Annotated in this window: 12 protein-coding genes, 1 tRNA gene and 1 pseudogene; 7 read left to right on the forward strand and 7 right to left on the reverse strand. The window is 65.7% G+C overall.

The genetic code is table 11. The features are described 5' to 3' along the window. Positions 1–147: 147 nt before the first annotated feature. Together HWX00_RS04155 and HWX00_RS04160 are read right to left on the reverse strand one after the other, a co-directional pair. Positions 148–1,350, reverse strand: a complete 1,203-nt coding sequence (locus tag HWX00_RS04155) for a pyridoxal phosphate-dependent aminotransferase (protein ID WP_175027001.1) — start codon at positions 1,348–1,350, stop codon at positions 148–150. A gap of 75 nt (positions 1,351–1,425) precedes the next feature. Continuing rightward, the gene (locus HWX00_RS04160; RefSeq protein WP_034190148.1) at positions 1,426–2,328 is read right to left on the reverse strand and encodes a LysR family transcriptional regulator; all 903 of its coding nucleotides are present in this window, start codon (positions 2,326–2,328) and stop codon (positions 1,426–1,428) included. Between the two features lie 431 nt (positions 2,329–2,759). Here HWX00_RS04160 and HWX00_RS04165 point away from each other — a divergent pair. Together HWX00_RS04165 and HWX00_RS36700 are read left to right on the forward strand one after the other, a co-directional pair. Next, positions 2,760–3,155 (forward strand): annotated as a pseudogene (locus HWX00_RS04165) (transposase); the annotation flags it as partial. A gap of 202 nt (positions 3,156–3,357) precedes the next feature. Next, positions 3,358–3,609, forward strand: a complete 252-nt coding sequence (locus tag HWX00_RS36700) for a hypothetical protein (RefSeq protein WP_226194081.1) — start codon at positions 3,358–3,360, stop codon at positions 3,607–3,609. Between the two features lie 194 nt (positions 3,610–3,803). Here HWX00_RS36700 and HWX00_RS04175 read toward each other — a convergent pair whose 3' ends face one another. Further along, positions 3,804–4,121, reverse strand: a complete 318-nt coding sequence (locus tag HWX00_RS04175) for a hypothetical protein (protein ID WP_034190150.1) — start codon at positions 4,119–4,121, stop codon at positions 3,804–3,806. Between the two features lie 157 nt (positions 4,122–4,278). Here HWX00_RS04175 and HWX00_RS04180 point away from each other — a divergent pair, with 157 nt between their 5' ends. The 3 genes from HWX00_RS04180 (at position 4,279) to HWX00_RS04190 (ending at position 5,890) form a co-directional block, all read left to right on the forward strand. After that, positions 4,279–4,995: a YdcF family protein gene (locus HWX00_RS04180; protein ID WP_034190151.1), complete on the forward strand. Its 717-nt coding sequence runs from the start codon at positions 4,279–4,281 to the stop codon at positions 4,993–4,995. Between the two features lie 222 nt (positions 4,996–5,217). Further along, on the forward strand, positions 5,218–5,496 hold the full coding sequence (locus HWX00_RS04185; protein WP_011351789.1) for a hypothetical protein: 279 nt from the start codon (positions 5,218–5,220) through the stop codon (positions 5,494–5,496). A gap of 136 nt (positions 5,497–5,632) precedes the next feature. Continuing rightward, positions 5,633–5,890, forward strand: a complete 258-nt coding sequence (locus HWX00_RS04190; RefSeq protein WP_011884572.1) for a hypothetical protein — start codon at positions 5,633–5,635, stop codon at positions 5,888–5,890. Positions 5,891–5,931: 41 nt separating this feature from the next. On the opposite strand, the gene HWX00_RS04195 is transcribed toward HWX00_RS04190, so the two are convergent. Further along, positions 5,932–6,222, reverse strand: a complete 291-nt coding sequence (locus tag HWX00_RS04195; protein ID WP_034190152.1) for a putative quinol monooxygenase — start codon at positions 6,220–6,222, stop codon at positions 5,932–5,934. Between the two features lie 174 nt (positions 6,223–6,396). Between HWX00_RS04195 and HWX00_RS04200 the strand changes: the two genes are divergently transcribed. Beyond that, the gene (locus HWX00_RS04200) at positions 6,397–6,612 is read left to right on the forward strand and encodes a hypothetical protein (protein ID WP_141727431.1); all 216 of its coding nucleotides are present in this window, start codon (positions 6,397–6,399) and stop codon (positions 6,610–6,612) included. A 148-nt stretch (positions 6,613–6,760) separates the two neighbouring features. Here the strand turns inward: HWX00_RS04200 and bamC are convergent, their stop codons facing one another. The 3 genes from bamC to HWX00_RS04215 all read right to left on the reverse strand — a co-directional run bounded on the left by bamC (position 6,761) and on the right by HWX00_RS04215 (position 9,060). Further along, positions 6,761–7,969 carry an outer membrane protein assembly factor BamC gene (bamC, locus tag HWX00_RS04205; protein ID WP_034190153.1) on the reverse strand — a complete coding sequence of 403 codons (1,209 nt, stop codon included), beginning with the start codon at positions 7,967–7,969 and terminating at the stop codon, positions 6,761–6,763. 141 nt (positions 7,970–8,110) lie between these two features. Continuing rightward, positions 8,111–8,187: transfer RNA gene (locus HWX00_RS04210), tRNA-Pro, on the reverse strand. A 159-nt stretch (positions 8,188–8,346) separates the two neighbouring features. Continuing rightward, complete coding sequence (locus HWX00_RS04215) at positions 8,347–9,060, reverse strand: class I SAM-dependent methyltransferase (protein ID WP_175027003.1); 714 nt, start codon at positions 9,058–9,060, stop codon at positions 8,347–8,349. 676 nt (positions 9,061–9,736) lie between these two features. Here HWX00_RS04215 and HWX00_RS04220 point away from each other — a divergent pair. Further along, positions 9,737–11,947, forward strand: a complete 2,211-nt coding sequence (locus tag HWX00_RS04220) for a lipoprotein (protein ID WP_034190176.1) — start codon at positions 9,737–9,739, stop codon at positions 11,945–11,947. Positions 11,948–12,028 lie beyond the last annotated feature (81 nt).

Here is a 12,028-nt window from a genome sequence, read left to right on the forward strand (position 1 = left end):
ACTTCAGGCCAGGCCCAAACCGGACGGAACAGCACGGCTCAACGACGGAACCGCGTGACTGAGCGCCATATTACGCAAAATTGCCCGGTGCGTAAAGATGAGCCGAGCGGGCCGCCGCCAGTACGGCGCGCGCGCTCCGGCCCTGCTTCAGCGGGCCGCCGAACCGTGCGCGAGGAACCGGCGCAGCCGCTCGACGCCCGCGTCGAGCCGGGCCGGATCGCATGCATAGCACCACCGTACGAAGCCCTCGCCCTCCGGGCCGAACGCCCGCCCGGGCGCCAGGCCGATGCCCGCCTCGCGCACCAGCGTCTTGCAGAACGCGAGACTGTCGGCCGCGCCGGGCAGCCGCAGGAACAGGTACATCGCACCCGGCGGCGGCGGCACCTCGACGTCCGGCAACGTCCGCAGCGCGGCGACCAGGTGATCGCGCGCGTCGCGCAGTGACGCGACGAACGACCGCACGAACGGCTCGCCGTCGCGCAGCGCAACCTCGCCCGCGGCCTGGACGAAGCCCGGCGCGCACGACGTGTTGTATTCGACGAGCTTCGACAGGTCGCCCATCACCGACGCCGGCGCGACGAGCCATCCAAGCCGCCAGCCCGTCATCGCCCACGCCTTCGAGAACGAATTCACGACGACGACCCGTTCGTCGCGCGTGGCGATATCGAGAAACGACGGCGCGCCGCCCGCATCGAACGCGAGCCGTTCGTACACTTCATCGGCGACCAGCCAGATGCCGTGCCGGCGACAATGGGCGAGCACGGCCTGCTGGTCGTCACGCGACATCGTCCAGCCGGTCGGGTTGTTCGGCGAATTGATCAGCAACATTCGCGTCTCGGGCGTCAGCGCGGCCAGCAGCCGCCCGACATCCAGCCGCCAGCCCGCGTCGCCATACCCGAGCGGCACGCATTCGACCTGCGCGCCGAGAATCTTCGGAATTTCGACGAGGTTCGGCCATAGCGGCGTGACCGCGACGACACGGTCCCCGGGACCGACCAGCATCTGCGCGGCCAGCATCAGCGCGCTCACGCCGGAACTCGTCACGGCCACCGCGTCGGCCGCCGTCGCGCCGTGGCGCGCGCCGACGTAGGCCGCGATCGCCGCGCGCAACGGCGCGGTACCGAGGTTGTGCGTGTAGAAGGTCGCGCCGTCGCGCAACGCGGCCGCCGCGGCGTCGCGGATGAAATCCGGCGTCACGCGATCGGATTCGCCGAACCAGAACGGCAGCATGTCCGGCACGCCGAAGCCGGCGTTCGCCACTTCCCGGATCAGCGACGGACGCAGCGCCTGCACCGCGGCGCGTGCCGCCGGCTCGCCGGTCACCGCAAGGAAATCATCGGAATGCACCATCGAGAACCACCGCCGAGGAACACGATCCGCGTAGTGTACCGGCCCGCACACCCGGCCGGTGCAAGTCGGCGCGCGTCAGTCGAGATCCTCTGCCCGCGCCGGCATCTGCCGCACGAGTTCCCAGATCGCCTGGGCCGCGGGCGACAGCGACCGGTCGCGACGGCGCACCAGCTCGACCGTCCGCTCGGTGCGCGGCGTGAGCGGCCGCGCGACCAGTGTGGAGCCGGCCGGCAGCGGCAGCGACAGCCACGGCTGCACGCTCACGCCGACGCCCGCCTCGACCAGCCCGAACACCGTCGCCGAATGCCCGAGCTCCTGCATGACCGTCGCATTGACGTGATGGGCGGCCAGCGCGGCGTCGATCAGCGGCCGGCTGCCCGACGCATGGTCGAGCAGCACGAGGCGCTCGCCGTCCAGCGCCGTCCACGGCACCTCGGCCCGTGCCGCGAGCGGATGATCGGCCCGCGCGACGAGGCAGAACGAATCGGTCATCAACGGTTCGCACACGAGATCGGCGACCGTCAGCGGACCGATCACGACGCCGAAGTCGACTTCGCTCGACTTCACCTTGCGCAGGACGTCGCTTTGCACGTCGTCGCGCAGGCCCAGCGTCACGAACGGGAACTGGCGCTCGCACGATGCGACCACCCGCGGCATCAGACGGCAGGCGATCGTCGGGCTCGCCGCGACGATCACGCGCCCGCGACGCTGCTCGCCGATCTCGCGAATCTCGCGCAGCGTGTCGTCGAGATCGTCGAGCAGGCGCGACACGCTCGCGATCAGGTTCGCACCGACATCGGTCAATTGCACGTCGCGCGTCGTGCGGTCGATCAGCTTCAGCCCGAGTTCGGCCTCGAGCTCGCGCACGCAGCGGCTGACCGCGGATTGCGTGAGCCCGATCTCGTCGCCCGCACGGCTGAAGCTCTTGAGCCGCGCGACCTCGATGAATACGCGAAGCTGGCGCAGCGTGACGTTCATTTCCCGCCCTCATCAATCGTCGATATCGATGCACGATTTTAATGCACGAATCCGGGCTCGATGGGCGAATCCGACCCTCATCGCGCATGTTTCGCTGCGGTGCAATACATTCGCAAACGCACGTGGTACGGGCGAACTGCACAAGATTGGTGATTGTCCCGATTTGCTGGCGGGTTATTTTGGCGTCTTATACGCCCCTAGCTGACTTAGCCGTTAGCTCGCTGCCAAGCGGCTCTCAAGGGAATCACCTCTGACATGGCACGCTTCGTGCATTACCTTGCGCACAGGGCGCAGGTTTCGTCGGACGGAAGAGTAGAAACGCCGCTGCCGGCCAACCGGACGCCCCCACCCGGCACTCGACGATCGAGTGCTTGAAGAGTGCGCGGCGCAGGGCAGCGCACCGGAGTTAGCTTCGCTGAGGTGAGGACATGATGCTGTTCGACGATTTGAGAGATAACGAGTGGGCGCTGGTCGAGGGTCTGTTTTGCTCGGAACCCGCACGGAGTGAACGGCGCGGCCGTCCCCGCGTGGAAGCCCGCTCGGTGGTCAACGCCGTGCTGTGGGTGCTGTCGACGGGTGAAGGCTGGTCGAAGCTGCCGGGCCGCTACCCGTCGCCGCCGACCTGCCGTCGCCGCTTCGACGAATGGCAGGCGGACGGTACGCTCGCCGAAATCGTGAAGCGACTCGGCACGAGCGGCCGGCAGATCTCGCTGCGCGGGCGCATCGGCGCGAGCGCCGCGAAGCCGCCTGCACCGCCGAGCCGCGACCGGCTGCGGGGCGCCTTCTGGACCAACCCGGAATCCTGGCGCGCGCCCGTCAAGATGGCGTAACGCATGCTCGATCGGGCGGCTTCGGCCGCCCGGTTTCTTTCTGCGGCGCGATCTTTTCGCGACGCCTGCCTTGCCGTCGATTACCGTTGTCGTGCCGCGATACAACTATTTACCAATATTTACAGCAAGCCTGCACTCCCGCGCTTACCTTAGCGACATATCAACAGGCCGCATCGACGGCTTGAAGGGAGCCCCCGCCATGAGACCAATGTCACTGCTCGTTGCATGCGGCATTGTCATGTCCATGGCGCTGACCGCTCCATCCCATGCCGACGATCGCACGAAGCCGCCTCACCGCCAGCAGGATCACCGGAATACGCCGCGCCAACCGCCGTCCGCCAACGCGCCCGGCCGGCAGACCGTGCCGCGCGGCGACCTGCGCGGCGATATCGCCAGCAACGCGCGGGCGCGCATCGGCTCGCAGCCGTCCGACGTGCCGCGTCATCCGTAGTCCTGCCGATTTCAGGCATTCGCCAAAGAAAGTACCCGCTTTCGGGAACTGCGCCGCAAGCGACGAGTCACATCGTTGCCATGAGCACAGCGTGGCAACAGCAAAAGTATCCGGTACGCCCGTATCCTCGCGATACGGGCTTTTTTTTGACATGACCGCTCGCGCGGCGACGCACGCGCCGGGAGGCTCCGCCGCTACAAGCGGCTTTCGAGAATCGCCACGGCGCTCGCTTCGCTCAATGCGTAGTCGTCCATGCGGCGATCGGTCCAGGAAAGTAATTTCTCGTCGCGCTCGAGGCGCGAGAATTCGGCTCGACCGGTTTCGGTCAGTACGGCGATGTCGACCGGGGCATGAAAGCCCGGCGCGGGCGCGACGGTCTTCTGCCTGACCGTGTCCATCAGCCCGAGCGAACGGAGATACTCGAACACGCCCGGGCGGCGTGCCCACGGTACCTGGCGGTACTGCACTCGTCTCAATGCGTCGAGCACCGCTTCGTTGGAATACGTGGCCATCTCGATTCTTTCTTAAAGTGCAGCGACAATGCGAAGCGGCGCGCCGGGCGGGGTCTCCGCCCGCCGACACCGCCACCGATTCTGGAGGCCGACGTTCGGCGTCGCTTCAGGGCCGGATCGTCAGCCGTCCATAAAAAGACACCATACCCCAATCAAATTGATTCTGTTCGATTCATTTGTACTTCTCTTCATCGGTTTCATGCTCTGCCGCAAGCGGCGGAGAATCATCTCGATCGCCGCGATTGCGCTGTTCTGGCTGCTCGCAACGGGTTGGCTCGCCGCGCCGCTGATCGCCTGGACCGAGGCCGGCGTCACACCGGTCGAGCACCCGGTCATGCACGGGCGGACCACACTGATTCTCCTCGGCTCCGGCACGCGCCGCACCGACAACGGGCTGCGCGCGCCGCCCGACGGCGCCGCGCGCATCCACAAGGTTGCGGCGCTCTATCGCACGTGTCGACAGCAGGCCGAGCGTTGCACCGTCGTGATGTCGGGCGGCGACCCGCAGCATCACGGCGAAGCCGAAGCAGCCGTATACGGGCGCCAGCTCGTCGCGGAAGGCGTTGCTCCCACCGACCTCGTTCTCGAACCGGACAGCCGCACGACCTACGAAAACGCGAAATTCACTGCATCTATACTACGCTCACAGTATGACGACGCACGCATTCTCGTCACGTCGTCGTACCAGATGCGCCGTGCATTGCTCGATTTCCGCCGGTTCGGCATCGATCCGCAGCCCGTCTATGCGAACCGCCGGCTTGCGCAAACAGGCTGGCTGCCGCGCTGGCGCAACCTGGCCAATGCCGAGCAGGCGCTGCACGAACTGGTCGGCATTGCGCAATTCCACGTGTACCGGTGGCTCGGCTGGTTTTGAAAGTTTGCGGGGAAACGGGCACGGACGGAGTGAATCCGCCCAGAATGGCATGCGCATGACGAAGTACACGAAGTGTTGCGCGACTTCAACGGGGCCTTGCGTCGCGCCGCGATCCGGTGCACATTGATCCGTCACTTTTGTTACACTCGACACGCACTCGATTGCAGTCGCCAGACAAAACGGCAACACTCGGGTTCATCACCACTTAGCGGAGGTAAAGCAATGAAGAAGACGTCCCTGGCTATCCTGGTAGCGATGTCGGCGCTGACTGGCGCAGCGTATGCGCAAGAGAGCACGGAAATCAAGACGATTACCGATCCGGCCAAGATCTCCGAGATCGAGCAACGCGCACAGGCGCTGCAACAGCAGCAAGCGGCCGAAGCCGCTCAGCCGGCGATGCAGGAAGAGCATCACCACGGCAAGAAGGCTGCTCATCACAAGGCCGCAGCGAAGAAGGCCGGCAAGAAGGCGGCCAAGGCTGCAGACGCTGCCAGCCAGTAAGTTCGGCGGCATCGCACAAGTAAAAAGCCGAATCCGGGCAACCGGGTTCGGCTTTTTTGGTTGCGGCGCCTGCGCGCTGTGCTAAAGTCGCGCACCGAAATTTTCCACCCGTGCGCACCCCGGTGCGGAGGACAGCATGAGCAACATTCAACTCGACATCGAGTGGACCGAAGCCGCCACTCGCCAGATCAAGCAACTGATGCCCCGCGGCTCGGCCGACGCGTTCCTCGCGTTGCCGCCGATCGAGTGCCTGCCGATGGAGGGCGACGTGCTGTTCCTCGGCCCGCAAGGCAAGCAGCAGCCGTTCATCGTGGCCGAGCGCCAGTATCACCATGACGGCGACGCCGACTGGACGATCATCCTGATCCTCGACGTCCCCAGCGCGTCGCACTGACGCGCCGCCGCGACCGGACACGTCCGGTCGCCCCGCCCGGCTCAGACGAGCTTCGACAGCACGCGGATTTCGGAACTTTCGATCCAGTCCGCGGCCGCTTCGCGATAAGCGAGAATGTGCGCGGAGCGCGCATGCGCAGCCAGCGCCGCCTCGCTCTCCCAACGCTCGACGAATACGAATCGCAAGGGTTCCTTCAGATCCCGGTGCAGGTCGTACTGCAAGGCACCGGCTTCGTTACGGGTCGGCTCGACGATCCCTTCGAGCACGGTGCGCAGTTTTTCCTCGGCACCCGGCTTCGCCACGATCAGCGCCACGACTGCAATTTCCGCCATTCCCGACTCCTTCATCGATAAAAGTCCGAGAATACGCGAATCACGCGTCGCGCATCGGCCACGCCGATGCGACATGGCCCGACGGCTCCAAAAAAATAGCCCGCGCTTCAGAGAAGCGCGGGCGAAACCGTCGCCCTACGAGGATAGGCGACGGGGCCATCGAGATCCGCACGCGTGCGCGGATCGTCATCGGTTGCACCGGCGCATGCCGCGCCGACATTCGAAGACGCCGATACCGTTGATCCGGCGCTCGCGGCGCCCGCCCGGCATCTGACGTCATCCTCCCTGTTTCAACAATTCCAACATATAAAGCAGGTTGCATGCCAGCCATTGAAAACCGATCACTTCGTTGATTTAAAAGAACATTTTTTGACGATGGCGACAATGTGACACGTGTTCTGCCGCCGTAACGCGCGGATGTTACGTAACGTCACGAGGGAGGGACCGAACCGCTCGCACATGCATACGCAAGCGCGAGCGGCTATAAAAAAAGCCCGCCGAACGGCGGGCTTTTCAGTGATGCAGGGACGCGCCGGGATCAGCGAAGCTGATTCACCAGCAGCCCCATGATCTGGCGTGCCGGCGACGACGTGTCGATCGCGCCCGTATCGTCAACGATTGCAACGCGCGTCTGGTCGGCCGTGAGCGCCTTCACGTTGACGCGGTACTGCTTCGCCTGCTTTTCCTTCTTGCCGTGGAACAGCTGGCTCCAGAAGCCTTGCTCGGCCGAGGTCAGATCCTTCGGATCGACGTAGCGCACGAAATACAGACCCTTCGTGCGATCGCGATCGTCGACCGTGAAGTTCGCGCGATCGAGCGCGAGGCCGACGTGCAGCCACGACCGGTCGTACGGTTCGCCGAGCGTGACTTCCGACGGCACGGCCGCATCGGCCGCGTCATTGCCCTGTGCCGACGTGCGCGAGACGTTCTGCGCGGCGATCGCTGCCGCGGCCTTCGATGATGCGTCGGCGTCGGCCTTCTTCTCGATCGGTACCGTGTTGTCCTTGATGTTCGCGATCGGCGGCTCGCCGTTCTTCGCACGCTGCGCATTCTGCGCGAGCACGGCCATCAGCCGCTTCAGGTATTCGGTCTCGAGCGCCGGATCGTTCGGCTTCGGTTCCCACTTGCTCGAATCGTTGTTCGCACCGGTGATCGCCTCACGCATGCCCTTCTGGCTGATGAACACGTAGGTGCCGCCGTTCGGCGCCGAGTCGAGACGCGTGCGGTACTTGTTGCGCTCGGCCGTCACGTACGAGTTGCCCATCGCCTTCGAGATCACGCTGCGGATCAGCCCGTCGTTGATCTGCGGATGGGTTTCGTTCCAGTCGGTTTCCATCACGCCCTTGTCGCGCTGGTCGACCACGAGCAGGAAGCCCTGCTCCTGCCAGAACCGGCGGACCTGCGGCCAGATGTCGGCCGGCTGCTTGCCGTCGATCACGAGCCAGCTCTCGGTGCCGTCGCGCTGGATATGCATGCCGGCCACGGCCGGCGCGACGGTGTCCAGCGCAGGCGCAGCCTGCTGGACCTGTTGAAGCGCAGACAGGGAAGTCGCGCCGCCCTGGGGCGGCAGCGAACGCTGATCGGCCGTCTCGTCGAGCATGTTGGGCGGCACTGCGAGCGACGCTTCCTTCGATTTCGAATCGCTCTTGTAGTCCACTTTCGTGGGCGACGACGTACCGCAACCGGCAACGAGCGCGCCGGTGGCAAGCACTGCAGCGAACCGCATGGTAAGACGAAGATCAGTCATGTTCGGGGAATCCTCTTCCGCTAAATCACGGCGCTTTCCGTGGATCAACCTTGCATTTTACCGGGGCCGCGCCGCGATGTGCAAAAAAGCGACCGGCAAGAAAAAACCCGCGTCAGCCTGAACTGACGCGGGTTCTTTGTCTGGTCGGGGCGAGAGGATTTGAACCTCCGACCACCTGCACCCCATGCAGGTACGCTACCAGGCTGCGCTACGCCCCGAAAGAAGAAAAGTATAACAGACACTTCTCCGATTTAGAATCGGGTCGCATGCATTTTGTGAATGTTCTTGTGAAATTTCCTAGCTTGACGGCACTGATGCCACGCCCCCACGCATAACGGCACGCGCCGCGCGCCGACCACGCGGTCCTCGCATCGCACTCACCGCTTGCGCGCGACACAGATGACCGTCAATCCGGCGACGCGGTTGAAGCGGAACATCGGCAACTCGATACGACAGATCGTCTTGAGCAGGCCGTTGACGAGCGGATGGTGACGGCGCAGTTGCGATGCCGGCTCGCGCGGCTGTCGACGCACCCGCTCGCCGAGCCGCAACGCCGCCGCCAGCGGAAACGTGAGGCCGAAGTAATAGGCGCCGTGCTCGACGTCGAGCCCCGCGCGACGCACCACGGCCTCGAGACCGCCGAGCGCATACCGGCGCTTGTGCTCGAGAAAATCGTCATGGCCGCTCCAGAGGAACTGGAACGCAGGCACCGTGATCAGGAACCGGCTGCCGGAAGGCGCGCCCCTCACGTACTGCGTCAGCAGGCCGACATCGTCGTCGACGTGCTCGAGCACGTCCATCAGCAATACGAGATCGGCATCGAACCGTTCGACGGACCGCCGAAAGTGGATGGGCTTGCCGGCCGTCTCCTCGTCGGTATCGTCGGCGTAGCTCGTATCGACACACCACGCTTCCGATGCCTGCGTGCGTTCCAGCAGGTGCTTCGAGAAAAAGCCGGACCCTGCCCCGACGTCGAGGATCCGGTGCGCGCCCGCCCCGCCGAGGAACCGTCGGATCGCGCTCGCCTTCGACGCGTAGTACCAGTGATCGCCTGCCCCCGCACCCAGTACGTCGACTTCCTTCAGGTCCATGGCGCTTCCCCGTGATGACCAACGTGTTGTGATCGAACCCGCCACTGATGCCGATCTTACCCCGCCGTCAACACCGAGCGTATCCGTTGATGCACGGCCCGGGCCGCCCCTTCCCGCATGCGGCCCTCATCGAAAGGGACGATGGCCGATGCGTCGCCCATCGCCACCGTGCGGCTGGCCGGCGCGAGATCGACGCGCCCGGCGAACCGTCCGACTGCACGCCGGTCGATCCGGCCCGCCCGGCTTTGCCGCGTTGCGCGAGACAGGAGGTGGCATTCGATCAGGTCACGGCTTCGTACGACTCGATGGCGTCGTATATCGAGCACGGCCTGCAACTCGACCCGGCCGCGCAGAGCACGATCCGGCAGCAGTGGCTGGTCTGACCGGCGGCCGTGTCGCCCATCCGGGCAAACCCGCGCCAGCCAAGGCTCGCGACGGATTTGCCCGGTCGCGCAAAAGACGCCGACGGGCGCCCGGCAAAAACCAAACGACCGTTTGATCCGGCCGCCCGACCACCGCGAATCCATTGTCCCGCAGCGCGCCGGCGCCCCGCGCCCGCGCGCCCGTTGTTTGGTAACGCCGCTCTAGCGCGCTATGACACACTGCACGGCATCGACGCTCGCGCCGTCCGGTGGCGCGCGCCGCCGTCGATCACGACAAGACATGGAGACAGACGATGCGGAATCCGGTCCGGCGCGGCCATCGCTCGCCTTTGGCAATTTTCGACTGGTTTTCCGGCCTGCCACGCGCGGCCGGCCCGGCGTCGCGCACGCCCGCCCGTGTGTTCGGCTGCGGTGCGCTGGCGCTCGCCCTGCTGTGCGCCGGCTGCGCGGAATCGGCTGCGCAGCGCGACAGCAACACGTCGATCGCGGCAACGAAGATCGAACGCACCAAAGCCGAACGCCTCGCGCACGAGCAGCAGATCGCGCGCACGGTGCCGTCGCTCGCATCGATCAGCCTCACCCAGCCGCGCCCGTTCACGCTGCGCGACTCGGGCCAGAACGGCGCGATGACGTTCCTGCGCGACGTCGATTTCCGCATCGTCAACAACCTCGGCTTCTTCATCCATCAGTTGTCAGCCACGCTCGTGCCGACGCAGGCCGGCGCGCCGATCGTGTTCGACGATCCGACGAGCTTCGAGATCGACGTGCACGAAGGCACGGTCACGCTCGACAACGCCAAGCTGACCGCCCTCTTCAACACCTACATCTTCGGCTACCGCAACGCGCCGCTGCGCAAGCTGGCCGTATCGGCCGGCGACGGCGTGATCCATCTGCAAGGCGAGATGCAGCGCGACGGCTGGGTGCCGTTCTCGCTGACCGGCACGCTCGCGATCCGCGACGGCAGCCAGCTCGTCTTCCACCCGACCGGCGTGCGCGTGTCGGGGATCAACGCGCAACCGGTCATGCGCGCGGCCAACGTGAAAATGGCCGACCTGCTGAAGGTCCAGACGCCGATCGCGCAGCTTGCCGGCGACGATCTCGTGATGGCGGTCGACAAGCTGATGCCGCCGCCGCGCCTGAAGATCACCCTCACCGCACTGCGCGTGACGCCGGCCGGCCTCGACCTGACGCTCGACGACGGCACGCATGCCGGCTTCGCAATGCCCGCGAATGCGCCGCAACAGGCGATGTACATCCGCGGCGGCGACGTGAAGTTCATGCGCTCGATGCCGATGAACGCGGACATCCTGATCGGCCCGGTCGATCCGTCGAAGCGCGACCAGACGTTCGTGTTCGACCTGTATCACTATCGCGACCAGGTGTCGGCCGGCTATTTCAATTTCGACGAAAGCGGTGCGATGGCGATCCGGATGCCTTCGTACACGGGCCCGGCCAGCGGCGCGCTGCTCGGCAACGCGACCGCGCGCCTGAACGACAGTTTCCTTGCCGCGCAGCAGACTGCGCTGCGCGACGTGCGCCAGCACTGGGAAGCCTATGCGCTCGCCGCGGACGCGGCGCGCCCGGGCATGCAGAAGGTCGCGATGCGGCGCACGTCGACCACGCCATTCAACGAACGGCACGTGTCGAACCGCAACCCGACGATCCATCTGCGCAACGTCGACTTCAATCTGTCCGGCGACATCGGCTTCCATGTCGAGGATCTCGACGTCGAACTCGTATCGAAGCGCCCCGGCGAGCCCGTCGATCTCGACGATCCGAACCAGTACGACATCCGCATTCTCGGCGGCACGGTCGTCGAGTCGTGGAAGGCGATGTCGGCGCTGTTCAACAACTACCTGCTCGACTACTCGCCGCGTTCGCTGAACGACCTGCAATTGAGCGCGGACGGCCAGGACCTGCGTGTCCAGGGCGGCATCAAGCTGTGGAATCACGTGCCGGGCGTCTGGCTGCCGACCGACATGAAAGGCTCGCTGACGGTGCTCGACGACCGGCACCTCGCGTTCAGGCCGACGCAGGTGTCGGTGCTCGGCATTCCGCAGGCGAAGCTCCTGCGCTCGCTCGGCATCGAGCTTGCGTCGCTGACGCCGCTGCAGCGGCGCGGCGCGGCGCTGCGCGGCGACACACTCGTGCTCGACCAGTACACCGTGTTCCCGCCGCCGGTGCTGAACGGCAAGCTCGGGCAAGCCACGGTCGAGCGCGACGGGCTGCGGCTCACGTTCCGGCGCGCGGCCGGCGCTCCGGCGCCGAAGCGGCCGCAGATCGATGCGCCGAGCTACATGTGGATGGAAGGCGGCGACATGAAGATGTTCAACGTGCTCGAACTGAACGTACGCGCGTTGATCCGCAATTCGGCCGAGGCCGGCCCGATGCGCTTCGACCTGTACGGTTATCGCAGCCAGGTCGCGCAGGGCTCGGTGCGGATGCTGCCGGACGGTACGCTGGTCGTCGACATGGGCCGGAAGAATCCGCTCGCGTCGCGCTGATGCGCGTATGCGGCACCGATGAAAAAAGCCCGGTTGGCGTATCGCCAACCGGGCTTTTCCCTCGATCTCGTTCGCGCGTCG

The sequence above is a fragment of the Burkholderia seminalis DSM 23518 genome, assembly GCF_902832885.1.
Lineage (GTDB): Bacteria > Pseudomonadota > Gammaproteobacteria > Burkholderiales > Burkholderiaceae > Burkholderia > Burkholderia seminalis.

Excerpts from the sequence above, each read along its gene's own strand:
- HWX00_RS04155 (WP_175027001.1), bottom strand. The coding sequence starts at position 1,350 with ATGGTGCATTCCGATGATTTCCTTGCGGTGACCGGCGAGCCGGCGGCA.
- HWX00_RS04160 (WP_034190148.1), bottom strand. The coding sequence starts at position 2,328 with ATGAACGTCACGCTGCGCCAGCTTCGCGTATTCATCGAGGTCGCGCGG.
- HWX00_RS36700 (WP_226194081.1), top strand. The coding sequence starts at position 3,358 with ATGAGACCAATGTCACTGCTCGTTGCATGCGGCATTGTCATGTCCATG.
- HWX00_RS04175 (WP_034190150.1), bottom strand. The coding sequence starts at position 4,121 with ATGGCCACGTATTCCAACGAAGCGGTGCTCGACGCATTGAGACGAGTG.
- HWX00_RS04185 (WP_011351789.1), top strand. The coding sequence starts at position 5,218 with ATGAAGAAGACGTCCCTGGCTATCCTGGTAGCGATGTCGGCGCTGACT.
- HWX00_RS04190 (WP_011884572.1), top strand. The coding sequence starts at position 5,633 with ATGAGCAACATTCAACTCGACATCGAGTGGACCGAAGCCGCCACTCGC.
- HWX00_RS04195 (WP_034190152.1), bottom strand. The coding sequence starts at position 6,222 with ATGGCGGAAATTGCAGTCGTGGCGCTGATCGTGGCGAAGCCGGGTGCC.
- bamC (WP_034190153.1), bottom strand. The coding sequence starts at position 7,969 with ATGACTGATCTTCGTCTTACCATGCGGTTCGCTGCAGTGCTTGCCACC.
- HWX00_RS04215 (WP_175027003.1), bottom strand. The coding sequence starts at position 9,060 with ATGGACCTGAAGGAAGTCGACGTACTGGGTGCGGGGGCAGGCGATCAC.
- HWX00_RS04220 (WP_034190176.1), top strand. The coding sequence starts at position 9,737 with ATGCGGAATCCGGTCCGGCGCGGCCATCGCTCGCCTTTGGCAATTTTC.